Origin of the sequence: Streptomyces sp. NBC_01622, assembly GCF_045209635.1 — a bacterium.
Taxonomy (GTDB): Bacteria; Actinomycetota; Actinomycetes; order Streptomycetales; family Streptomycetaceae; genus Streptomyces.
In genome coordinates this window covers 9,958,775-9,981,522 of record NZ_CP109293.1, presented here as the reverse complement: position 1 = coordinate 9,981,522, position 22,748 = coordinate 9,958,775, and the positions used below count along the sequence as shown (strand labels likewise).

Sequence of the window (22,748 nt, the reverse complement as noted above, 5' to 3'; positions counted from 1 at the left end):
CCCCTAGAGTGCGAGGAGGCCGCCGACCGCCCGTTCGCCAACTCACTGACCTCGGCGTGCACATCAACGCCGACATCGTCGACAGGCAGCCGACCGAGAGCATGGACCCAGGCGCCTCGACTGGCCCGAAGCCGCTACACGTGCGCGACACCATGGCAGCTCTCGGTCAAAGCGCCGGGGGCCACTGTCCGCTGCCATAGGTAAGCGGGGCACTTGAGCTTCAAGATCATCGCTGGTCTCTTCTTGGGCTCACCGCTGTGACCACACGTCACGTGAACGCGCGGCTCAATCTGATGTGCGCCGCCAACTCCCGCCGCACAGCGCCGCCTTGACCGGTCCGTGCGAGTGATGGAGAGGGACGGCGGAAATCGTAGACCGAGGTGGGGCGGTCACAGTGCGTTGACGTCGGTTCGCCGGTTGTCCGGCTTGAACGGCAGCGTGGTGACTGTCGCCCGGATCTCGCGCTGCGGGGTGCCCGGTCGGCCCCAGAGGACGGCGACCTCCGTGCCGGGTGTCGTGTGTGCGGGGTCGAGTACGCACAGGGAGATCATCGCCCGCAGGGTCGGGCTTACGGTCCGGCCCGTGGCCACGCCCACCGGGGTGCCCGACACCAGTACCTGGTCGAAGTGGGGACCGCGGGAGCGGGGGATCTCCATCTGGTCGGGCAGCTCGGCCTCGCTCAGGAGCGAGGTGAGGATGCCGGCAACGTCCTGCTCGTTCCAGCGCAGACCGACCAACTGCCGTGCGGGTACGCCACTTTCGGCGTCCCGGACGAGTGCGTCCCGGCCGATGAAGTCGCGGTCGGGAACGCTCTTGCGGAACCCCCAGCCCAGTTCGCCCGGCTTGCGGAAGTAGTCGGTCACCCCGCCCGTCGGGACGAAGCTGCCGCTGGGCGTGCCCTTGCGGAACTGTCTCGGCGCACCCGGTGTGAGGATCGACGCCGGCAGATAGTCAAGACCGTTGGTCGCGATCCCGGCCTCGATGTGCTGAACAGGCTGGGCACGGAAGCCGAGTTGACGGATGCCGACGTCCTGCCCGCTCGCCACGACCGCCGCCCAGATCTCGTTGGCGTGCTCGGTCGGCCCGTGCAGCTCGTATCCGAGCTCACCCGAGATCCCGGTGCGCAGGACTCGCACCGGGACCCCGCCGACCCGCGACATCCTGCTGCGACTGAAGCCGATGTCGCGCAGATCGTCCCCCGTCAGCTTCTCCAGAGCCGCAAGGGATGCCGGCCCCTGCACGCCGAAGATGAACACGTCGGGACTGATGTCGGTCGCCGCCGCGTCCCAACCGCCCTGGCCCAGTTGCCACAGCAGCCAGTCGCAACTGCCCGCGGTGTAGACGAACTCCTCGGGGCCGAGCCGGCACAGCACGCCCTCGGACGCGACCCAGCCGTTCTCGTCGAGCTGCACATGGTGCTTGATCTGCCCGGTCTCGAAACGGGACAGGTCCCGCATCCCCAGCCGGCTCAGGAACGCGAGTGCCTGCGGGCCGTGCACCTTCATCTTGTGCAGTGAGGTCCAGTCGCCGACGTAGCACGAGCCGACATGGGCGGCGCTCTCCTCGGCCCAGTCCGAGTACTCCTCGGGGAGCAGGATCTGCGCGAAGCGGCCGAAGGTGCCCCGGCTGTTGCCCTCGTCCTGGGCCGCGGCGGCCGGGCTGAACATCGCCGGCCGCTCGGTGATGAACGGTGCGTCGTTCAGCCGGAGGACTGCTTCGTAGGTACTGCGCTGCTGTGCGACCAAGTCCATTTCACACTCCATCGACTGGGCATCGTCCAGGGCGTCGCCCCGGCGCTAGATCGATTAAGTTGAAGCTAACAGACGGTACCGAACGAGGCGAGAGTCGTGACGCACCGTTGATCGGTCGCGCGGTGCAAGCAATGCGGAACTTCTGCACGGTGCCGGACCGGTCAGGACCGGCGGGGCCCGCGCCGTCGTACCGGCAGATGCAGCAGGTCGGTGCCCAGCACCATCGACCCGCCGAAGTTCGCCCGCCGGGCGCTGTCGCGGAGCAGCCGTCGCCAGGTCGCGTCGGAGACCACGGTCTGCTGGCCCGGGCCGAGGTGGGTGGCGACCAGCGTTCCCGCGTCCGACTCGGCGGCGATCCGGCCGAGTTGGGCCACGTCCGTGTGGGTCGAGGTGATGTGGTCGATCAGCGCTTGGGGCAGGCCCAGGCTCGCGAGCCCCGCTGGGTAGAGGGCCTCGTGCACCAGGACGTCCGCGTGCGCTGCGAGCGTGATGATGTTCGGGGTCGGTGCGGTGTCGCCGGAGAAGACGACGCTGCCGTGGTCGGTGTCGAAGCGGTAGGCGTAGGCGGGGAATACCGCGCCGTGCGGGACCAGGACGGCGGTGACCTTCATGTCGTCGTTCTCCATGACGGTGAACGGCGCCATGGCCGGCGCGGTGTCCGTCGCCGAGGCGCCGGCGCCCGACGGCGGCAGTACGTCGTGGACGTTGAGCATGGTCGCCGGGTCGATGCCGGCGTGCTCGGTCATGAAGAAGGTCGGCGATGCCGCGTACGCCTGACCGGCCAGTTTCGTCATCTCGACGGTGCCGGGCACGGCTCCGGGGGCGCCGGCGATGGTCGAGGCGATACCGGCGGGGCCGGGGCCGTAGACCTCGATCGGGCTCTGGAAGCCCTGCGCGCCCGAGGCGCCCGCCGACAGCAGCGGGAACGAGTAGTAGTCGACGACGTGGTCGGCGTGCAGGTGGGTCAGGAAGATCCCGGCCAGCGAGGGCATCGACAGTCCGGCGCGCAGATACTGGGTCACCGCTCCGCGTCCGCAGTCGACGACATACGTTCTGTCGTTCACCGTCAGCGCCGACGAGATGCCGTAACGGGTGGCCAGGGGCGGTGGCCCGCCGTTGGTGCCAAGTAGCGTCAGGGACAGGCCCGTTCCGGAGGGCGCGGATCCGGTGTTCGTCGCCGCCGCGGCCTGCTCGGCGCCGAGCAGTGGTACGGCGACGGCGGCAGCGGCTGACGCCGCCATCGCGCCCAGCATCGTCCGGCGGGACGTCGGTTCACCCAGGGGTTCGCACATGACGTGACAGCTCCTTCGCGGCTCGATTCGCGTTGCCACAGTGGCCACACCGAGCACGGCTGTCCATCAGTCGGTACAAAATATGAGTTCCCGTGACGAACTATAAGATTTCGCTCCGCGCACGTGTCGGCGGACGTCAACGGCCGATCGTGGGAATCGGGTTCTCCGCGAACCACTGAGCGAGGTAGTCCAGGAAGACCGTGATCTTGCGCTGGGTTCCCGGCCCGGGCCCGTGGATCGCGTAGAGCGGCCGGTCGGGTGCCGCCAGGTGGGGCAGCTGGACCTGCAGGGCCCCGGATACGAGATCGTCGTAGGCGGACCGTTGCGGCAGCAGGGCGATGCCGCGACCGTGGACGGCCGCCTTCTGCAGGGCGATGTAGGAGTTGGACGAGAAGGCGACGTTGCGGATCTTGTGCAGCGTGGAGGTGGGGCCGTGCCCGATGCGCCAGACCGGGTCGTTGACGTGCACCAGGCAGTCGTGGGCGGCCAGGTCGTTGGGGTGTGTCAGGGGGCCGTGTTCGTCGATGTACGTCTTCGACGCACACAGGACGAAGGGCAGGGAGGCGATCTTCTTCAGCCGGACGTTGGAGTCCCTGAGGTCCCGGGTGTGGAACGCCAGGTCGAAACCGCCGTCGAGGAAGTCGTACGTCCGGTCGGACATGCCTCCCAGCTCGAACCGGATCTGGATCTTCGGGTGCGCGGCGGAGAACGCGGCGATGGCGTCCCCGAGGTCCAGGCTCCCGATCCACTTCGGGCAGATGATGCTGAGCGCGCCCTCGGCCCGATCGTGCAGATCCGCGATGTTGGAGTCCTCGGCCTCGATCTCCTTGATGATGCGGGAGGCGAACTCGGCGTACCGCAGGCCGGGTTCGGTCAGGCTCACCGAGCGGGCCGTGCGGTTGACCAGCCGGACGCCGACCTGCCGCTCCAGCTCGGCGACATGCCGGGACACGAGTGATCCCGACGACCCCAGCGCTTTGGCCGCGCCGCTGAAACTGCCGAGATCGGCAACGATGACGAAACAACGCATGAGAAGCAGACGGTCCATGGCGGTCCTCCGGTCGTCCACGGCACCGGTGTCCCTCCGGGCCGCGTCGAACATGGGGCGATGCAGTTGGGCGGAGCCATCTCGCAGGCGGCGAACCTGGACGGCGCACGATGACAGAGCGGAAGACCGTCGGGGTCACATCGGCCAACACGCCTACCCTCACTATATCGATCTAGTGAAGGTAACAGAACCCACTCGCGACCGCGAGGCCTGAGCTGCGGGCTTCGACTGAGGCCGGCTCACGGGGCGCGAGGCGGACCAAGGGAACTCGCCCAGGAACGAGTCGGATCACATCCGCGGCAACCAACGAACAACCGGCTTCCGGCTTACGCACGCGCGGACGGCGCTTCGGACTCCCCGGCAGCCTCGCCACAAGCCCCTGGGGAGTCCGCGGCCCGTGCGCGACTCGCAAACTTAACTTGTTGCCGATGCGCTTCCGCGTGCCTGCCGACATGCACACACTTTCGGCCATTGACGGGAATTGGTCCGCGAACTGGGCCTTTGCAGCAGGCAGGGATTGACGATGCAGATCGTGATCGCTGCGCAGCACTCGGTTCGGACGCGGAGGAATGAGCCGTCGAAGGGCTCGGCGTCATCGTGGCTCCGAGCCGGGAATCTTCGACTACCGGACGACCGCGCGATCCGAATCAGTTCGCGGTCTTTGTGATCAACGAGCGGTACGTGGACGAGGACGCCTCGGCGGCCGCACCAAGCCACGGCCCGCTTCCCGATCTGGCTCACGTGTGAGGTGCCGCCGCGGCGCAAGCCGCGGACCAGGGCCCGAACCCGCTGCTCCTCTCGTATCTTCTCCGCCCGCGCAGTGACGGTGGGCGGTTCCAGACACCACCAGCGTCCGCTCAAGACAGTACGGACGCTCGGCCATGGAGGCATAAGCAATGACGCTTATCAGAAAAAGGTGGCTGGCCTCGTGCACGGCTGTGCTCGCCGCGTCGGCGGTGCTGGCAGGATGCGGCAGCCCCGGCTCCAACTCCGGTTCCGGCTCCACCACATCGGGCAAGGACAGTTCCGCATCGGGGCTTGCCACGGCCGAGAAGAACGTGGCGGCCCTGCAGGCCGTCGCCAAGACCTACCCCGTCCCCACCGCGAGTGTGCCGGGCGTGGACAAGTTCAAGGGCCGCAAGGTCTTTTACATCCCGATCGTCCAACAGGTCCCCGCCTTCGTCGCCACGGCCGGGTCGACGAAGCAGGCGCTCTCCAAGGCCGGCCTCTCGCAGCAGGTGTGCGACGGCAAGGCCCAGCCGACCGCGATCGCCTCCTGCGTCCAGCAGGCGATCACCGCGGACGCGGCCGGGATCATCCTGGACGCGATCCCTTACGGCATGGCGCAGAACGCCCTCGACGCCGCGAAGGCCAAGGGCATCCCGATCGTCATCGCGGACCAGAACCCACCGGCCGGAGTCGAGAACAGCAACGAGGTGAGCTATGTGCCGGGTGCGAGTTCTCAGGCCTCCGCGATGGCCTGGTGGATCATCGCCGACTCCAAGGGCAAGGCCAATCTGATCATCGCGCAGAATGCCGACAGCCCCACAGCCATCAAGATGGTGGCCGACTCGCTGCCGATCTACAAGAAGTACTGCCCCGGCTGCAAGGTCACGGTCAAGGAGATCACCGCCTCGACGCCGGCCCTGCTGGCCTCGAAGGCGAGTTCCAACGTCCTGAGCAACCCGAGTGCCGACTACTACTACACCGAGTTCGAGGACAGCCTCCAGGCCACCCTCCAGGGCGTCCAGCAGTCGGGGCGTTCTTCGCGCATCTCCGTGTCCACTGCGGCCGGTTCGGTGAACGGACTGGGCCTGATCAAGACCGGTTCGGTCAAGGCAGTCGTAGCCGCGGACCAGCTTTACATGGGCTTCGGCGTGACCGACGAACTCCTGCGCATGATGACCAAGTCCGGGCCCATCGACGAAGCCCAGCCCATGCGGCTGTTCACCAAGCAGAACATCGACAGCATCAAGGTGACGGCCCCGGCCCAGGCCTCGGGTGAGTGGTTCGGCGACGGTTCCTTCCAGGCGGACTTCGCCAAGCTCTGGGGCATCGGGTGACGAACGAGGCGCACACCGTGAGCGCCGGCTCGCGGACCGATCCGCCGGACACGGCACCGCGCCATCGGCTGGAAGTGGCCGAGCTGTCCAAGGCGTTCGGCTCGACCCGGGCGCTTCGCGAGGTCCATCTGCGGATCGCCCCCGGAGAACTGCATGGACTGGTCGGCCAGAACGGGTGCGGGAAGTCCACCCTCGTCAAGATCCTCACGGGCGTGTACGCGCCCGACCCGGGAGCATCCATCGCGGTGGACGGACGGCAGTTGGCGCTGCCGGTCCGCCCGATGCAGCAGCGCGAGGCGGGAGTCTCGGTCGTCCACCAGAACAGCGGACTGGTGGACGACCTGACGGTGTGGGAGAACGTCCGGCTGGGGCACTACCGGGCAGGCCGGTTCTCGCGGCGGATCAACCGCCGCGAGGAGCAGCGGGCGACCGAGCAGGTCCTGGCCCGGCTGGACCGACCCCTGGAGGTCGGCCGTCAGGTCGGGCAGCTCTCCGCGGAGGACCGGGCCGTGGTCGCCATCGCCCGGGCGGTGCAGGACCACCGCCCGGGAGGTGGGCTCATCGTCTTCGACGAGTCGACACGGGCGCTGGGCAGGTCCGCGCGGGCCCGTTTCTTCGAGCTGGTCCGGTCGCTCGTCGACGAGGGCACCTCCGTCCTGCTGATCTCACACCAGCTGGAAGAGGTCGTCGAAGCGACCGACCGGATCACGGTGTTGCGCGACGGCTCCGTGGTCGAGGCAGGCCTGCGCACGAGCGAGGTGGACGAGGTCTCGCTCACCCGCATGATGCTCGGACGTCACCTCGTCACGCACGGGCGGGTCGGGAGCCAGGTCAAGGACGAGGTCGTCGCCTCGGCGCGGGGTCTCGCGGTCGGCCCGGTGACCGGGCTCGATCTCGACGTCCGGCGCGGCGAGATCCTCGGGCTGACCGGGCTGATCGGCTCGGGTTTCGTCGAGGCGGCCGAGGCGCTGACGGGCGCACGCCCGGCCGACGCCGGCACGCTGTCGGTCCACGGGCGCGACCTCGCCCTGGACCGCAGACGTGGCTGCACCGAGGAGTTCGTGGACGCGGGGGTGGCGTTCGTGCCGGAGCGTCGCCTGGAGGCGGGGGTGGCCGGCGAACTCTCGGTGGCGGACAACCTGACACTGCCGCGCGTGCGCGGCCGCGGCGGCCGGCTGCGGACCGGCTCCGCGTGGCAGGCCGAGGAGACCGCCGCGATGATCGCGAAACTCGACATCCGGCCGCCCCATCCACAAGCGCCGGTCCACACACTGAGCGGCGGCAACCAGCAGAAGGTCCTGCTGGGCAAGTGGCTGGCCGGCGCACCGAACCTGCTGGTGCTGCACGAACCGACGCAGGCTGTCGACGTCGGCGCCCGCCACGACATCATCGACGCGATCCGGGAGGCCGCGCGGGACGGCTGCGGAATCGTCCTCGCCTCGATCGACCCCGTCGACCTCGCCGTGCTGTGCGACCGGGTGCTGGTGTTCCGCGACGGCCGGGTCGCCAAGGAGCTGAGCGGCGAACTGGAACAGGACGCCATCGTCCAGGCGGTCTTCGGCGACGACACAAAACCTCAAGAAATGGGGCAGGGAGACTGATGGACGTCACCAGCCGGCAAGACACCGACACACCCTCTGCCGCGCCGAAGGCGACGCGAACCGGGAAGCTGACATCGGCCTCCACCCTTGCCGGGCATTTCGCCTCGCGTTACTCGGTGATCGGCATCTGGGTGGCCATGATCGCCGTGTATGCCGCCGCGGAGCCGGGAGTGTTCCTGACCAAGGGCACCTTCCAGACCATCTTCGGCTCCCAACAGGCCCTGGTGTTCCTCACCATGGCCCTGCTGTGCACCGTTTGTGTCGGGGAATTCGTGGACCTGTCGGTCCCGGCGGTCTTCGGGTTCTCCGCAACGATCCTGCCCGTTCTGGTCGTCGAGCACGGATGGGGAGTGTGGCCGGCGGCGTTCGTCGCCGTCCTGGGCGCGATCGTGGTCGGCGTGGTCAACGGCCTGCTCGTCGTCGTGGTCGGGGTGAACACCATCGTGGTGACCCTGGGAATGGGCACCTTCCTGGGCGGCATCGCCCTGTGGCTGTCGCACCTCAACACGGTCAGCGGTCTGCCGACCGGGTTCGGCAAGATCGCGTTGTACTCCGTGGGCGGGCTGCCGATCTCGTTCTACTACGGCGTGGTGCTGGTGGCGGGCTTCGCCTATCTGCTGGCGTTCACACCGCTGGGCCGCCACATCCGCTTCGTCGGAGCCAACAGAGAGGTCAGCCGGCTCTCCGGCATCCGCGTCAACCGGATCCGCTTCGGCTCCTTCGTCGCCTCCGGCGCCCTGTCCGGTGTCGGCGCGGTCATCTCCGTCGCGGCCCTGGGTGGCTACAACCCCACCACGTCCGACACCCTGCTGCTGCCGGTCTTCGCCTCGGTCTTCCTCGGCACCGCGATCGTCCTGCCCGGACGCTTCAACCCGGTCGGTACCTTCGTCGGTATCTACTTCCTGGCGACCGGCATCCTCGGGCTCCAACTCCTGGGTCTGGAAGCGTGGGTCTCCTCGGTCTTCTACGGAGGTGTCCTGGTGGCTGCGGTCACCATCTCGACCTTGCTGCGTCGCCGCGGTCCATGACCGGCTCGCCGAGACCAGCAGGCAGACACCTAACATGGCCGGTGTGAGGATGACAGCGACGGACCGGCGACAACTCATCACGCGGGCTGCGGGTGAGCTGTTCATCGCTCGCGGCTACGCGGGTGTCTCCATGGAGGACGTCCTGACGGCGGTGGGCGGCTCCAAGGCGACCCTCTACCGCTATTTCACCGACAAGAGCGCCCTGTTCCGCGCATCCGTGGAGGCGCTGTGCGACGAGTGGTCCCAGCCGCTGCACACGTTCACGCCGGGCAGCGAGAACCTCACGGAGACCCTGGTCGCGCTCGGTGAACACCTCGCCGGTGTCGTCCTCACACCCGAGGCCATCGCCCTGCACCGCCTGGTCACCTCGGAGGCCGTACGCATTCCCGGGCTCGGCGAGGTCTTCGCCGAGCACGGGCCGAACGCGGGCCACGCGGTGCTCGGGCGCTGTCTGCAACAGGCCTGCGACAACGGGCTGATCAAGGTCGAGGACCCGGTGCGAGCGGCGGAACAGCTCTACCAGGCCATGCTCGGCCACGCCCAGATGCGACTGCTGACGGACGCACCGGTCAAGCTGAGCGACGCCGAGGTCCACGCGTCCATCAACGAGGCCGTGCGGGTCTTCCTGCACGGCGTCTCCGTCGACCCGGTCTGACCTTCCCCGCGGAACCCGCCCCAGGGCCTGTCCGGCACACGTCTTGCCCGCAAAGCGTACTGGACCGTACCGTACACTCGCCCGAGTGCCAGGCGTGAAGGGACGGCCGATGCCGACGACGACGATCCGAGCCGAACATGTGGGAAGCCTGCTGCGCCCCGAGGATCTGCTGGCGGCGCGCGCCGCACACCGGCGCGGCGCGCTCACCGACGAGCGGCTCGCGGAGCTGGAGGACCAGGCCGCGGCGGCCGCGGTGAAACTGCAGCAGGACGCCGGGATCCAGGTCTTCACCGACGGCGAGGTGCGCCGGGACGACTTCATGGCCTCGGTGGTGGAGACGGTCGGCGGACTGGTGCCCGCCGGGGAGTCCGCTGCCCGCCCGCGCTGGATCCGCGACAGCGACGGCGCCGAACTCGACGGCGACGTCGCCTCGGTGGCCATCGCGGCGCCCCTGTACCGGCGGACGCCGCTGTCCCTCGCGGAGGCCCGATGGCTGTCCGCGAACGCACCGGGGCCGTACAAGATCACCATGGCCAGTCCGACGATGGTGGCGGGCTTCTGGCGGCCGGGGGTATCGGAGGACGTCTATCCGACCCGGCGGGACGCGGTGGCGGCGCTGGCCGACATCTACCGGCAGGACATCGCCGACCTGCTCGACGCCGGCGTCTCCTGGCTGCAGCTCGACTCGCTCGCCTACTGGGCCAACATCGATCCCGAGGCCGCGCGGATGCGCCGGGTGACGGACCTGGAGGGGCATCTCTCCCACATCATCGACACGGACAACGGCCTGATCCGTTCCGCCCGTTCGCGGCGCCCCGGCATGACCGTGGCCATGCACTTCTGCCGGGGCAACATGCGCAGCGCCTGGTCCGCCCGGGGCGGCTATGAGCCCATCGCGGAGCGGGTGTTCGGCGAGGTCGAGGTCGACCGCTTCCTGCTGGAGTACGACACGGAGCGGTCCGGCGGCTTCGAGCCGCTGCGGTTCGTGCCGCCCGCCAAGACCGTCGTCCTGGGGCTGGTGTCCTCCAAGGTGGCCGAACTGGAGTCGGTCGACATGCTGCGCCGTCGCATCGACGAGGCCTCGCAGTATCTGCCCCTGGAACAGCTCGCCCTCAGTCCGCAGTGCGGATTCGCCTCGACAAGCCAGGGCAACCTGCTGACCGTCGGCGACCAGCGCCGCAAGCTGGAACTCGTCGCCGAGACCGCCCGTCTGGTCTGGGGCTGACGGCGGCACCACACCTCTCAGGGCACGGCAGCGACAGGCTCACCGCTGAACGGCCGCCGCCCGGTCGGACTTCGGCGCGGCGCCGCACCGGCCGGGCCCTCACCTACCGTCGAGGACGGCAAGCCGTCGGTGCGGCTCCGGGTCCGCCGAGGCGCCGTTGGACGCGATGGCCAGCAGCCTCGCCGCCTTCAACTCGGTTTCCTGCCACTCCCGTTCGGGGTCCGAACCCCAGGTGATGCCCGCTCCGGCTCCGAAGTTCAGACACTGCCGGGCCCGGTCGATCCAGAACGTGCGGATGCCTACGGCCAGTTCGCCGGTGCCGCGGTCGGCGTCGACCCAGCCGATGCCGCCGCAGTACGGCCCGCGCGGCGCGGTCTCCAGGGCGGTGATGACGGCGAGGGCCCTCTCCTTCGGAGCGCCCGTGACGGATCCCGGCGGGAAGGTCGCCGCCAGCAGCTCGGGCCACCCCGCTCCGTCCCGCAGCTCCCCCTGCACCGTGGAGACAAGGTGAACGAGTCCGGGATGGCGTTCCACCGCGCACAGCACCGGCACGGTGACGCTGCCGGTGGCGCACACCCGGCCGAGGTCGTTGCGGACCAGGTCGACGATCATCACGTTCTCGGCGTGGTCCTTCTCCAGGAGATCCGCCTCGGTGAGCCCGGTGCCCTTGATAGGGCCCGACTCGATCACGCGTCCTTCGCGGCGCAGGAAGAGCTCCGGGGACGCGGTGGCCACCTCAAGTCCGAGGCCCGGCAGCCTGATCAGACCCGCGTACGGCGCCCGGTGGCGCGCCGCCAGCCGGTCGGCCAGCGCCTCGATGTCGGCGTCCGCCCCGACGGGCGCGGACAGAACACGGCAGAGGTTGGCCTGGTACACCTCGCCGCGCGCGATGTGCTCGCGGATCCGCAGTACGCCGGCCGTGTACGCGTCGCGGTCCAGCGAGGTCGTCCACAGCCCGGGCGCGGGCCCGTCCCATCGGGCAGCTCGGGCGGGGTGCTGCGCGGCGGGCCGTACGTCACGGAAGCGGGCGCAGGTCAAGCGTCCTTCGAAGTCGGCCACGACGGCCCAGAAACCCTCGGAGTCGAGCGCGGCGGGGTCATGGGTGACGTCGATCAGCCCGGTCGCCACTCGGCCGCCGAGCCGGGCCAGCGGCGGGAGTTCCATCATGTCCGGCACCTTCCTGAGCGCGGACGAACAGCGCGGGCACGCATCACCGCCTGGGCGCCGACCGCCCGACTCGCTTATGCGGGAACGGTGTTGGGCACGGCATTCCACTCGGCCGCGCGGAGCGTGTTGACCATCAGCATGGCGATGGTCATCGGGCCTACCCCGCCCGGTACGGGGGTGATGCGGCCGGCGATGCCGTCGAGTTCGGCGGCGCGGACGTCGCCGGTCAGGCCGCCGGGTGTGCGGTGGATGCCGACGTCGATGACGGTGGCGCCGGGCTTGACGTGCTCGGGTCCGACGAGGCCCCGTACACCGGTGGCGACGACGACGATGTCCGCGGGGCGGGTGACGGCTGCCAGGTCGGCGGTGAACTCGTGGGCGACCGTGACGGTGGCGCCACGCCGCAGCAGCAGCTGGGCCAGGGGGCGGCCGACGAGTTCGCCCCAGCCGACGACGGCGACGCATGCACCCCTGAGTTCGATGCCTTCGGCGTCGAGGAGTTCGATGACGCCGCTCGGGGTGCAGGGGCGCAGTCCTCGTTCGCCGCGGGCCAGCCGGCCGGCGCTGGCCGTGGTCAGGCCGTCGACGTCCTTGGCCGCGGGGATCCGGTCGATCAGGGTCGCGGCGTCGAGATGGGCGGGCAGGGGCAGTTGGAGGAGGATGCCGGAGACGTCCGGGTCGGCCGCCAACTCGTCGATGACCGCGGCGACTTCGTCCCCGGAAGCGTGCCGGGAGAGATGTCGGTGGAAGTCGCGCATGCCTGCCTCGCGGATGGCGCGGCGTTTGGCGGCGACGTAGACGGCGCTGGCCGGGTCGTCGCCGACCAGGATGGTCGCCAGACCGGGCACCCGTCCGGAGGCCGCGTTCTCGGCGACCCGTTCGGCGACCCGGGCCCGGATGTCACGGGCGATCCGGGCCCCGTCGATGGTGGTTGTCATGATGGCGAACCGCTTTCTGCTGGTGAACGCTGCACCCGGCGAAGAGGACTACCTGCCGAGATCGCTACGGGCCGACCGCGGATGTGCGAATGTACGGCGCCGGGACCGCGCGCCGGACGCGGGGGCCTGCCGTGTCCACCGCCCCCGGTAACCGGGGGCGCGACACAACCACCGTTCCCTGCACGGGCGTTGGGACGAGACGTGGTTCAGGCGAAGACGATGGTGTGCTTGCCGTTGCGGATGACCCGGTCCTCGGCGTGCCACAGCACCGCGCGGGACAGTACGGCGCGTTCGACGTCGGCGCCGCGACGGGTGAGGTCGCCGGCGGTGTGGGCGTGGCTGACGCGCACGACGTCCTGCTCGATGATCGGGCCCTCGTCGAGGTCCTCGGTGACGTAGTGGGCAGTGGCACCCACCAGCTTCACGCCGCGTTCCTTGGCCTTGGCGTAGGGGCCGGCGCCGATGAAGGCGGGCAGGAAGGAGTGGTGGATGTTGATGATCGGTACGCCGACCCGCTCGATGAAGTCGCCGGAGAGGATCTGCATGTAGCGGGCGAGGACGACGAAGTCGACGTTGTCCTTGAGCAGCCGCAGATGTTCGGCCTCGGCGGCCGACTTGTCCGCTCCCATGGAGGGGACGTGGAAGAAGGGGATGCCGAACGACCGCACCTCCTCCGCCGTGTCCGGGTGATTGGAGATCACCATGGCGATGCTGACCGGGAGTTGGCCCTGGCGGTGGCGCCAGAGCAGGTCGAGCAGGCAGTGGTCGGACTTGGAGGCGAAGATCGCCACCCGCTTCGGCACGGACAGGTCGCGCAGCGTGCAGCTGAGGCCGTACGGCTTCACCAGCTCCTTGTCGAAGTCGGCGCGCAGACCGGGCAGTTCGGCCCGCAGGCCGTCCAGTCCGAAGACGGTGCGCTGGAAGAAGGCGCCGCCCTGCGGGTTGTCGGAGTACTGGTCGAGGGAGACGATGTTGGCGCCGTGCCGGCCGAGCACCGAGGTCACGGCCGCGACGATGCCGGTGGCGTCGGCACCCTGGACGATCAGCGACGCCTGGTGCCCCGCTCCTCCGGTCTTCTTGGCGGTGCCGGTGGGTGCGGCCTGCGTGACGGTCATACGAGGTTGTCCTTCCTGAACTGGGCGATCCACTCGGACGTGGCCCGCAGGCCGCCGAAGGTGTAGAAGTGGATCTTTATGTCTCCGTGGCGGGCCGGGTCGTAGCCGTCCGCGAGTGCGCGCAGGAACTTGTCCGGGCCCGCGGTGCCCATCAGGTTGGTGATGGACAGGCCGTACTTCTTGGCGATGGAGGCGCTGGTGCCGACGCCGAACCGGGTGGCGTACGACATCAGGCGCCGCACACCGGCCGGTCCGGGGACGCCGATCCGGACGGGGAGCGTGATGCCCTCTCCGCGGACCTGCTCCAGCCAGGCGAGGACGGGGTCCACGTCGAAGCCGAACTGGGTGATGACGCTGCCGTCGAGTTCCTGTGCGGCGATGGACTCGTTCTTCTCGCGCAGCGCGGACCACAGCGCGTCCCCGGCGATGTCCGGGTGGCCCTCCGGGTAGCCGCTGATACTGACGTGCCGGACGCCGTACTCCCGCAGCAGCCCGGTCTCGATCAGGGCATGCGAGTCCTCGTAGGGGCCCTCGGGACGGGTGGGGTCGCCGCCGACGGTGAAGACGTTGGCGCAGGTGCCGTCGGCGCGCAGCGCGGCGAGGAACTCCTCGAACTCGGCCTGCGAGCCGAGGCGCCGGGCGGAGATGTGCGGTACCGGCACGAAACCGAGGCGTTTCACCGCCCGGGACGCCTGCAGGCGCAGTTCGAGGTTCTCGTTGCCGAGGAAGGTGACGTTGATGCGGGTGCCCTGCGGGATGGAGTGCCGGGCCTCTTCCAGCTTCGGGACGTCCTTGCCCGTCATCTCCAGGGAGAAGTCCTCCAGCAGCGATGTGCTCACCGCCGCCGTGGGTGTGCCGAGGGGGTTCATCGTGCTCCTTGTCGATAGGGAAGGGCAGGCCGCGGGGCACGTGGCCCGACCGGCGGCGGGGTGGGGCTCTCGGCCCGGAAAAGAGGGAAACGGGCAGGGCGGGGGGATGGCGGGTGGCCAAACGCGTGACGCTGCCTCCGGCCACCCGCCGTGCATGGCGCGCCCCATAGGGGCGCGGGGCGGTGTCGATATGCGGCTCCGCCGCGTGGGCGCGACCAGCCACAACGGACCCGCAGACGACACACCGGCACCCGGCGGAGCGCCTACGCGTTACGCCGGTACTCGGTACGCGCGTGCCGGTCGAAGGGGCTGGCCTGAACCGTGGCGCGGATGCGCGGGAACCCGAGGTCGGCCTCGGGGTCGGTACCCAGGCCCGGGTGCTCGCCCCAGACGACGGTCACCTCGGTGCCGGACTCGGCGTGCGCGGAGTCGATCAGCGTCTGCGCCAGCACGGTGCCGACCGGGTCGATCGACGCGGTCTGCATGGTCGTACCGGCCAGCCCGGCCGAGGTCTCCACCCGGTGGCGGGCGTAGGTGAGGACGAAGCCGGGGTCCTCTCCCCCGCCGGCCACCCGGCGCACGTCGTCCGCGTCGAAGACCAGAGTGACCTTGGTGCGGCGAGGCTCGTCCTTCGCCTTGAGCAGGGCGTCACGGCCGTGGAAGTCGTGCCCGAAGTGGATCAGCTTGCCGTAGCCCAGCTCGTAGGGGGAGACGTAGAAGTCGGCGATGTCCTCCGAGAAGTAGCTGCCGTTGAGGGGGCGCTTTCCCTCGATGCCGAACAGGGGCAACCAGGCACGGTATTCCGCGAGTTCGGGGTCGGCGTAGATGCCCGGGACCGGGGAGGGGATCCAGCCGCTCTCCACACTCGGCGTGGTGTACGCCAGCGCGCCGACCTGTATCAGGCCCAGCGGTTCACCGGCCTTGAGGAACGCCTCGTGCACGTACGCGGCGTGCTCCCACGGGCCGATGAACTCGTAGCCGGCCTGCCCGGCCATGCCGTGGCGCAGCGCCTCGAAGTTGCGGCCGTCCAGGGTGACCGGCGTGGAGTGGAAGAACTTGGTCTCCGGCAGCGGTCCGCCGAAGACCTTCTCGATCAGCTCCAGCGCCAGCGGACCCTGGATCTGGTAGCGGAACAGCCTGGGATCACCGCCGCCGGGCCGGAAGGCGGAGGACGTGTCGGTCTCGAAGCCGACGTCGTAGCCGCCCTTCTCCGCGTGGTACTGCACCCAGTGCTGGGCGGCGGGGACACCGCTGAGGAGGTACTTGTTCTCGGCTCGCCGCAGGAGGATGCCGTCGGTGACGATCTTGCCGTCCCGGGTGACCGGTACGTACTGCTTGGCCTGGCCGATCGCGAACTTCTCGAAGTTGTTGGCGCCGTACTCGGCCAGCACGCGGGTGGCGTCGGGGCCCTCGATCCACAGGTCGTACATGTGGTGCGAGAGGTTGAGCAGGGCGACGCCCTCGTGCCAGGCCGCCTGCTCCTGGCGCCATCCGGCGTACTCCCGCTCGACCACCTCCGGGGTCCACGGCTCGGCGTTCGGCTGCCACAGCAGACCGATGGGCGAACCGGCCTTGTCGATGCCGTCCTGAAGACTGGGGATTGCCATTGCGGCTCCTCTCAAAGCCATCTCCCTGAAGTACTAAATCGATCTAGTGAGTGACGCGGCTCGCCACAATCGGCTCACTTCAGGAGAAAAAGGGGATCGCTAGAACGATCTAGCGCAAGCTAGCAGACGAGTTTCGAGCTTGGCGAGACTCGCGCAACGACTTTCTGCAGAGGCCCTGAACGACGGTCTCCGACTCCGCCAACCGGCGGTCACCCACCCAGGCGGCGGCCACACACACCGCGTGCAGGCTGGAGCGGACGTCATGCACGCGCACGCAGAACGCGCCGGCCGCGGCGGCCAGCGCGGACACCGCCGCGGTGGCCGCGTCACGGTCGCCGGGCACCGAGTCGATCCCCGCCCGGTCGCTCAACGCGGCACCGATGAAACGCTTCCTGGACGCCCCCACCAGCACGGGGAAGCCGGTGGCCCGCAGGTCGGGCAGATGCGTGAGGAGTTCCCAGTCGTGGGCGGCGCGCTTGGCGAACCCGAGTCCGGGATCAATGATGATGCGCCCCGCATCGATTCCGGCCGCGGTGAGTGCCTCCACGCGGCGCAGCAGTTCGGAGGTGACGTCGCCGACGACGTCGTCGTAGCCCGCGTGGCGGTCCATCTCACGACTGGGCGCACGCCAGTGCATCGCGACATACGGCACCTCGGCCGCCGCGACGACGGCGGCCATGGCGGGATCGGCCAGCCCTCCGCTGACGTCGTTGACCATGCAGGCGCCGGCCTCGATCGCGGCGCGGGCGACCGCCGCGTGCATGGTGTCCACACTGACGGCCACCTCCGCTCGCACCAGTTCCCGCACGACGGGCACCACACGGGCCAACTCCGCCTCCACCGGGACGGGTTCGGCGCCCGGCCGGGTGGACTCGCCGCCCACGTCGACCAGGTCCGCGCCCTCCTCGGCGAGCCGCAGGCCCCGTTCCACCGCCTGTCCGGTCTCGGCGTACCGGCCACCGTCGGAGAACGAGTCCGGAGTCACGTTCAGGATGCCCATCACCAGGCACCGGCCGGGTCGTGGAAGCCCGGCGGGACCTCTCGGTGGTGGCTGCGCGACAGCGCATCGCATGTCGATCATCGGTCGAACGACCTCCTCCGCCTGCGGGCCGTACGCCCTGCGAGCTGGAAAAGCTAAATCGATATAGCGAACACGTTACAACGGATGGCTAAATCGTTCTAGTCCTTGGCGGTTCAATTTCGTCGCCTGTCGTCCGACGCCGCCCCTCGACGTGGGCGCAGCGGTCGTGACCGACCAGAGCGCTGCGGCGCCAGACGCCGGACGTGTCCCGCAACCGGATCTCGTGGCGATGGGCGACCACGTCCCCGACCGGCTCGGCGCGCAGCCGGGCGACCACATAACCGGCGGCCAGGCCGGTGATGTCACATACGACACCCATGGGCAGCAGCGAGCGCGTCTCGGCGATGGCGTCGTCCTCGCCCGCGCGCATCACCACACGGATGTGCGGCGCGACGCCGTGGGCGGCGATGGCCACGGCCACATTGTCCAGGTCGTCGGAGCCGACGGCGGCCAGCGCCCTGGCGTGACCGATGCGCAGCCGTTCCAGTACATGGCGGTCGCCGCCGTGACCGTCCATGACGGGAATGCCGAGAGTGCGTGCCAGCCGCGCGGTGGCGGCCTGCGGGTCGCGTTCGACGCCCACGACGGGGATGCCCAGTGCGCGCAGTTCGACGCAGAGCCGCATGCCGACCTGGCCCATTCCCACCACGATGACGTGCCCCGCGCGGGGCAGGGTGCGCGGACCGATCAGCCCGATCAGGCGCGGCCCGAGCATCCGCTCGACCACTCCGGCGGTGAAGAAGGCGGTGAAGGCGACGGTGCTCAACATCGCGAGGGCGGCGAAGAGTTGGTAGGCGTGGGCATCCGGTGGCGCGGCGGCCGGACCGACGCCGGCCACTACCCGGGCGGCCTCGAACAGCGCCTCGGACGGGCGATGACCGACCGCCCTGAGCCACACCCAGTCGGCGGCGAGTACGACGAGCATCGCGAGCATGCCCAGGACGAGCAGCCGGGTGCCCGGATCGTGGGAGCGCAGCTGGAACCCGACCCACCTTCTGCGGTACCGGCTGCGCCACTGCCCCGGCAGGGCCGATTCCTCTGCTTCCAGGACGCCGCCATGCTCTCGGACGACCTGGACACACCCTCCGCGCCGGCGAGCGGCGACGAAGGAAGGATCCAGGCACGGGCCGGCCAGTGACGGCGCCGCGAGGTCGGCCGGCGAGGTGACATCGCACTGCGGCAGGAGGCGCGCGAGCTCGTCGGCGATCGTGCGGTCGAAGATCGTGACGATCAGAGGTACGTCGGGCGAGACGTGCGCGACGGCCAGCGCGTAGCGCAGGGCCGCGACGTCGTCGTGGAGCAGTACAGCCACGCCCGACGGCCGCGGGGCCAGCGCCGTGCGCAGTTCGGGGTCACGTGGACGCGGGAGGTGCCGCACCGCGTCGGACGAGGTGTGCAGGGCACTGCACACCCGGCCGGCCAGGTGCGTGTCACCGATGACGACGTACGAACGGACGGGGCCGTGATCCGTGCGATGCGTGTGATGCGTTGGATTCGAGGTCATGAAGTCGACGTCCTGCCTTGAGGGATGACGGTGAGCCGGTCGGCAGCCGACCGGCTGGAGCCCGTCCGGGGAGCCGAGCCGGTCATCAAGTGACCTTCGGCCGACGGTGATCGTCGATGAGGGAGCCACGGCCGGCCTACCGGTGGCGCCGCGGCGTACCCTCCCCTCGCCCGTCTCTTCAAGACGGCTCGGCGCGAGGGCACAGAGGGACGCGGAGCTCCCGATACGGGCCCGCTTCAGGCTCCTGATCCCCGCCGCGCCGTACCGTACGGTTCAGTGCCGTACGAAGCAAGGCAATTCGATCCGACAGATCCGGCGCACTCGGCATCCCGCAGCCGCCCGTGCTTCGGCTCCCGTCGGCCTCCCTACAATGAGTGAACGCCGTGTCGCTGGGACTCAGGTGCACACGACAACGTCAGCAGGGGTGATGGGGACTTCCAGAAGAGTCACGCTGAACGACGTGGCCGCGGCGAGCGGTGTTTCTCGCGCCACCGTCAGTTTCGTTCTCAACGACGACCCTCACCAGACGATCTCGGCAGCCACCCGCGACCGGGTGAAGCAGGCGGCCCGAACTCTCGGCTACGTTCCGCACGGCGTGGCGCGAGCACTGCGCGAAGGCACCTCGCGGGTCGTCGTCCTGAACATCGACGCGGGCATGGAAGGCGCGTACTCCCGCAGCTACATCCACGGACTCGACACGGAGCTGGCCGCCCACGACCACGTCCTCCTGGTCCGACACGGCCACCACACCGCGCAGTCCATCCAGCAGGTCCTCGACGTCATCGTCCCCCGCGCGGTGATCCGCTTCGGCGAGACGTACCTCACCGGTCACGCACTCGACGACATGGGAGGCGGCTGGCGCAACGGTCTCGCCGCCCACACCGCCCTCCAGCTCCGCCACCTCGTCGACCACGGCCACACCCGCATCGCCGTGGCACTGCCCGACACCGAGTCACCGCTCGCCGCGACCCGCCTGCGCTTCATCGAGCACGCCGCGCAGAACCTTGACATCCCCACTCCCGTCTCCTTCACCGCCCCCCCACGACCGGCCCGCCTGCGCCGACGCCGTCAACGCGTTCCTCTCCCAAGCCCCCGAGGTGACCGCGATCGCCGGCTTCAACGACGACGTGGCCCTGCGCGTCCTCACCGCCCTGCGCGACCTGGGCCGGCGCGCGCCGGACGACACGGCCGTGATCGGCTTCGACGACAACGGCTACGGCGAACACGTCGTCCCCTCCCTGACCACGATCAACGTCGACGGCGAGGCCCACGGCCGGCTCAGCGCCCGGCTCGCCCTGGGGCTCGACACCAGTGGGCTTGAGCCCCCGCCCGCGCGGGTCGTCGTGCGCGAGTCGATCTGACGGGGCGGGACACGCCACGGTTGCGGCGTAGCCGTCCCGTCGTGGTGACTGCGGTCTCCGTCGCAGGGCGGAGCTCCGCATCACGACCGTGCGCCGCACGCCGTCTCCCAGGAGGTACATGCTTCACCCCCGGCGATCATGAAGACGGCGACGTGGATTACACCGACCGGAGGACCTACGCTCTCGCCGACGCAGTCGGGCACTGCCTCCGGGCCTGCGGCCAGGCTCGGCTTCACGCGCACGCGTTCACAACCGGAGAGCGTCCGCCGTGATCGCTGCCGGCGCCACCTCCCAAGGCACGATCAGTGGCAGTCCCTCACAACCATGAGTTCCGACAGCTTCGGTTCCTGCGACTGGAATACGCCGCGCACGTCCCTGTCTCCCCTGTCGCCGAAGACCTCCTGAACGCCTCGGCGAAGACCAGCGCCCGCCGGGTTGTGCCTCCCACATGTCTTTCATCCGCCTTGGGGAGGGGTCGGACGCGAAGGTCTCGCGGACGCGACGTCGCCATCCAAAGACTAGTCAAGTGCCGTGCAGAGCCAGGGAGACACTCTCCGTACACCCCGCCCAAAGTAACGGCTGGGCTGGTCGTGCGCCGCCGGTAACTTCCCAATCGGGCCAACGGAGTCGACCCGGAAAAGCGCAGGTCCGAAGCTCGTACGATCCGGAACGTAACCTGCGGCCCGCCGCTGTCGGCTATCCGCTCCAGAAATTCCGCGCCCGGCCCTTGAGTGCATCAGAGGTGTACCGTACCGTACAGTTCACCACGCCGACGGAGGCCGGGGACTTCCACCCCTCCGGCGTGCCCGCCCGGGGCTGCACCCATCAGCCGCGACATCCCCGAGCCGGGTCACTCACGACGCCAGGCGTCGCAAACGGCTTCGCCCCTGCCGCCACCAGAACGGTCGGCCACGCCTTTGCCGCCGCCCCCCCTTACGCATCGCGACGACATGGAGAAACCGATGGCACACCTCGAAGACCAACTCCAGGCGGCCGGAGGCCCGTTGGGCCTGCTGCGCAGCGGCCGTTCCGGCGCCTACCCGTTCCCGATCAAGGCCGAGTTCACCAACTGGCGTGACGAGCAGGAGAGTTGGCGCAACTCCGCGGCGCTGATGGACCTGTCCCACCACATGACCGACCTCACCGTCCAAGGACCCGACTGCTACCGGCTGTTGGCCGATGTCGGCGCGAACACCTTCCAGGGCTTCGGCCCGATGAAGGCCAAACAGTTCATCGCGGTCAACCACGACGGCTACATGATCGGCGACTGCATCCTCTTCTGCCTCACCGACAACCACGTCCGCCTCGTCGGCCGCCCACCGGCGCTCAACTGGGTCCAGTTCCACGCCGAGACCGGCGGCTACGACGTCACCCTGCGCCGCGACGAGCGCACCGCGCAGAACCCGAACGGCCGCGAGTTCTTCCGACTCCAGCTCCAAGGCCCGCACGCCTCGGCGATCTTCGAGAAGGTCAACGGCGGGCCCATGCCCGACATCCCGTTCTTCAGCATGGGCAAGTTCAACATCGGCAAGCACGAGGTCACCGCGCTCAACCACCGCATGTCGGGCTTCCCCGGGCTGGAGTTCTTCGGCCCCTACGAACACATCGACGACGTGCGCGACGCCGTCCTGGAAGCCGGGGAGTCCTTCGGAGTCCGCCAGATCGGTGCCCGCGCCTACGCCTCCGTGGCCACCGAGTCCGGCTGGATCGCCAACACCGTCCCCGCCGTGTACTCGGGCGAGAGCATGAAGACCTACCGCGAATGGCTCGGTGTCAGGACCTTCGAGGCCAACCTCTCTCTCGGCGGCAGCTTCGCCTCCGACCGTGTCGAGGACTACTACGTCACCCCTTGGGACCTCGGCTACGGCCACATCCTCAAGTTCGACCACGACTTCATCGGCCGCGAGGCCCTGGAGCGCCGGAAGGGCGAGAAGCACCGCAGGAAGGCGTGGCTGGCCTGGCACCGCGACGACGTCACCCGTGTCTTCGCGTCCCAGTACGAGCAGGGCGACCGGCGCTTCAAGTACATCGAGATGCCCGCCGCCTTCTACGCGGCCTCCCAGTTCGACCGCGTCGAGAGCAACGGCCGGCTCGTCGGCCTCTCGACTCTGTGCAGTTACACGTCCAACGTCCGCGGCTGGATCTCCGTCGTCATGATCGACGACGACGTGCACTACGGACAGCAGGTCGAGCTGGTCTGGGGCGAGCCCGACGGCGGCTCCGCCAACCCCACCGTGGAGCGCCACTCCCAGACCACCATCCGCGCCACCGTCACCCGCAGGCCCTTCGCCGGCGACAAACGCTGACAACGGCCGGCTCCGGCATCTCCCCCGCTCCCGAGCCCGTCCGCGGAAGGCTCGCAGGGCAGGGCGGGGCACCAGGCAGGCGGCTCCCGCCTGGTGCCCCGCCCGCACTTCCCCAACGCCCCTCCCCACACCTGCGG

Annotated in this window: 17 protein-coding genes and 1 pseudogene; 8 read left to right on the top strand and 10 right to left on the bottom strand. The window is 69.5% G+C overall.

What is annotated here, in order from left to right; genetic code table 11:
• Nucleotides 1-389: 389 nt before the first annotated feature.
• The 3 genes from OH768_RS46235 to OH768_RS46225 all read right to left on the bottom strand — a co-directional run bounded on the left by OH768_RS46235 (nt 390) and on the right by OH768_RS46225 (nt 4,091).
• The gene (locus OH768_RS46235) at nt 390-1,751 is read right to left on the bottom strand and encodes an aminomethyl transferase family protein (RefSeq protein ID WP_406462878.1); all 1,362 of its coding nucleotides are present in this window, start codon (nt 1,749-1,751) and stop codon (nt 390-392) included.
• Nucleotides 1,752-1,912: 161 nt separating this feature from the next.
• Nucleotides 1,913-3,043, bottom strand: coding sequence for an MBL fold metallo-hydrolase (locus OH768_RS46230; protein WP_406462877.1), 1,131 nt, complete (start codon nt 3,041-3,043; stop codon nt 1,913-1,915).
• A 136-nt stretch (nt 3,044-3,179) separates the two neighbouring features.
• Nucleotides 3,180-4,091, bottom strand: a complete 912-nt coding sequence (locus OH768_RS46225; protein WP_406462875.1) for a LysR family transcriptional regulator — start codon at nt 4,089-4,091, stop codon at nt 3,180-3,182.
• Between the two features lie 896 nt (nt 4,092-4,987).
• Between OH768_RS46225 and OH768_RS46220 the strand changes: the two genes are divergently transcribed.
• The 5 genes from OH768_RS46220 (at nt 4,988) to OH768_RS46200 (ending at nt 10,663) form a co-directional block, all read left to right on the top strand.
• Nucleotides 4,988-6,154 (top strand): sugar ABC transporter substrate-binding protein, encoded by a 1,167-nt coding sequence (locus tag OH768_RS46220; protein WP_406462873.1) that lies wholly within the window; start codon nt 4,988-4,990, stop codon nt 6,152-6,154.
• A 17-nt stretch (nt 6,155-6,171) separates the two neighbouring features.
• Nucleotides 6,172-7,755: a sugar ABC transporter ATP-binding protein gene (locus OH768_RS46215; RefSeq protein WP_406462871.1), complete on the top strand. Its 1,584-nt coding sequence runs from the start codon at nt 6,172-6,174 to the stop codon at nt 7,753-7,755.
• Complete coding sequence (locus tag OH768_RS46210) at nt 7,755-8,783, top strand: ABC transporter permease (protein WP_406462870.1); 1,029 nt, start codon at nt 7,755-7,757, stop codon at nt 8,781-8,783. Before OH768_RS46215 ends, OH768_RS46210 begins: the two co-directional genes overlap by 1 nt.
• 49 nt (nt 8,784-8,832) lie before the next feature.
• Entirely contained in the window at nt 8,833-9,438 is a 606-nt protein-coding gene (locus tag OH768_RS46205; protein WP_406465709.1) for a TetR/AcrR family transcriptional regulator C-terminal domain-containing protein, read from the top strand.
• 109 nt (nt 9,439-9,547) lie between these two features.
• On the top strand, nt 9,548-10,663 hold the full coding sequence (locus OH768_RS46200; RefSeq protein ID WP_406462868.1) for a cobalamin-independent methionine synthase II family protein: 1,116 nt from the start codon (nt 9,548-9,550) through the stop codon (nt 10,661-10,663).
• A 99-nt stretch (nt 10,664-10,762) separates the two neighbouring features.
• Here the strand turns inward: OH768_RS46200 and OH768_RS46195 are convergent, their stop codons facing one another.
• The 7 genes from OH768_RS46195 to OH768_RS46165 all read right to left on the bottom strand — a co-directional run bounded on the left by OH768_RS46195 (nt 10,763) and on the right by OH768_RS46165 (nt 18,944).
• Nucleotides 10,763-11,830 carry a chorismate-binding protein gene (locus OH768_RS46195; protein WP_406462867.1) on the bottom strand — a complete coding sequence of 356 codons (1,068 nt, stop codon included), beginning with the start codon at nt 11,828-11,830 and terminating at the stop codon, nt 10,763-10,765.
• A gap of 74 nt (nt 11,831-11,904) precedes the next feature.
• The gene (locus OH768_RS46190) at nt 11,905-12,768 is read right to left on the bottom strand and encodes a bifunctional 5,10-methylenetetrahydrofolate dehydrogenase/5,10-methenyltetrahydrofolate cyclohydrolase (RefSeq protein ID WP_406462865.1); all 864 of its coding nucleotides are present in this window, start codon (nt 12,766-12,768) and stop codon (nt 11,905-11,907) included.
• A 206-nt stretch (nt 12,769-12,974) separates the two neighbouring features.
• A complete protein-coding gene (gene purU / locus OH768_RS46185) occupies nt 12,975-13,883 on the bottom strand; it encodes a formyltetrahydrofolate deformylase (protein ID WP_406462863.1) in 909 nt (302 codons plus the stop codon).
• A complete protein-coding gene (locus tag OH768_RS46180) occupies nt 13,880-14,752 on the bottom strand; it encodes a methylenetetrahydrofolate reductase (protein WP_406462862.1) in 873 nt (290 codons plus the stop codon). Before OH768_RS46180 ends, purU begins: the two co-directional genes overlap by 4 nt.
• Before the next feature lie 263 nt (nt 14,753-15,015).
• On the bottom strand, nt 15,016-16,359 hold the full coding sequence (locus OH768_RS46175) for an aminomethyl transferase family protein (RefSeq protein WP_406462860.1): 1,344 nt from the start codon (nt 16,357-16,359) through the stop codon (nt 15,016-15,018).
• A 109-nt stretch (nt 16,360-16,468) separates the two neighbouring features.
• Nucleotides 16,469-17,359 carry a dihydropteroate synthase gene (folP, locus tag OH768_RS46170; RefSeq protein WP_406462859.1) on the bottom strand — a complete coding sequence of 297 codons (891 nt, stop codon included), beginning with the start codon at nt 17,357-17,359 and terminating at the stop codon, nt 16,469-16,471.
• 169 nt (nt 17,360-17,528) lie between these two features.
• Nucleotides 17,529-18,944, bottom strand: coding sequence for an NAD-binding protein (locus OH768_RS46165; RefSeq protein ID WP_406462858.1), 1,416 nt, complete (start codon nt 18,942-18,944; stop codon nt 17,529-17,531).
• Between the two features lie 370 nt (nt 18,945-19,314).
• On the opposite strand from OH768_RS46165, the pseudogene OH768_RS46160 reads away from it, so the two are divergent.
• From OH768_RS46160 to OH768_RS46150, 3 genes and pseudogenes are all read left to right on the top strand, one after another.
• A pseudogene (locus OH768_RS46160) lies at nt 19,315-19,473 on the top strand (LacI family DNA-binding transcriptional regulator); the annotation flags it as partial.
• Between the two features lie 568 nt (nt 19,474-20,041).
• Nucleotides 20,042-20,305, top strand: coding sequence for a substrate-binding domain-containing protein (locus tag OH768_RS46155; protein ID WP_406462856.1), 264 nt, complete (start codon nt 20,042-20,044; stop codon nt 20,303-20,305).
• Between the two features lie 962 nt (nt 20,306-21,267).
• Nucleotides 21,268-22,611, top strand: coding sequence for an aminomethyl transferase family protein (locus OH768_RS46150; protein ID WP_406462855.1), 1,344 nt, complete (start codon nt 21,268-21,270; stop codon nt 22,609-22,611).
• Nucleotides 22,612-22,748 lie beyond the last annotated feature (137 nt).

Bases quoted from the DNA above. Each gene is read 5' to 3' on its own strand.
- OH768_RS46235 (WP_406462878.1), bottom strand. From the start codon at position 1,751: ATGGACTTGGTCGCACAGCAGCGCAGTACCTACGAAGCAGTCCTCCGG.
- OH768_RS46230 (WP_406462877.1), bottom strand. From the start codon at position 3,043: ATGTGCGAACCCCTGGGTGAACCGACGTCCCGCCGGACGATGCTGGGC.
- OH768_RS46225 (WP_406462875.1), bottom strand. From the start codon at position 4,091: ATGGACCGTCTGCTTCTCATGCGTTGTTTCGTCATCGTTGCCGATCTC.
- OH768_RS46220 (WP_406462873.1), top strand. From the start codon at position 4,988: ATGACGCTTATCAGAAAAAGGTGGCTGGCCTCGTGCACGGCTGTGCTC.
- OH768_RS46210 (WP_406462870.1), top strand. From the start codon at position 7,755: ATGGACGTCACCAGCCGGCAAGACACCGACACACCCTCTGCCGCGCCG.
- OH768_RS46205 (WP_406465709.1), top strand. From the start codon at position 8,833: ATGACAGCGACGGACCGGCGACAACTCATCACGCGGGCTGCGGGTGAG.
- OH768_RS46200 (WP_406462868.1), top strand. From the start codon at position 9,548: ATGCCGACGACGACGATCCGAGCCGAACATGTGGGAAGCCTGCTGCGC.
- OH768_RS46195 (WP_406462867.1), bottom strand. From the start codon at position 11,830: ATGATGGAACTCCCGCCGCTGGCCCGGCTCGGCGGCCGAGTGGCGACC.
- OH768_RS46190 (WP_406462865.1), bottom strand. From the start codon at position 12,768: ATGACAACCACCATCGACGGGGCCCGGATCGCCCGTGACATCCGGGCC.
- purU (WP_406462863.1), bottom strand. From the start codon at position 13,883: ATGACCGTCACGCAGGCCGCACCCACCGGCACCGCCAAGAAGACCGGA.
- OH768_RS46180 (WP_406462862.1), bottom strand. From the start codon at position 14,752: ATGAACCCCCTCGGCACACCCACGGCGGCGGTGAGCACATCGCTGCTG.
- OH768_RS46175 (WP_406462860.1), bottom strand. From the start codon at position 16,359: ATGGCAATCCCCAGTCTTCAGGACGGCATCGACAAGGCCGGTTCGCCC.
- folP (WP_406462859.1), bottom strand. From the start codon at position 17,359: ATGGGCATCCTGAACGTGACTCCGGACTCGTTCTCCGACGGTGGCCGG.
- OH768_RS46165 (WP_406462858.1), bottom strand. From the start codon at position 18,944: ATGACCTCGAATCCAACGCATCACACGCATCGCACGGATCACGGCCCC.
- OH768_RS46150 (WP_406462855.1), top strand. From the start codon at position 21,268: ATGGCACACCTCGAAGACCAACTCCAGGCGGCCGGAGGCCCGTTGGGC.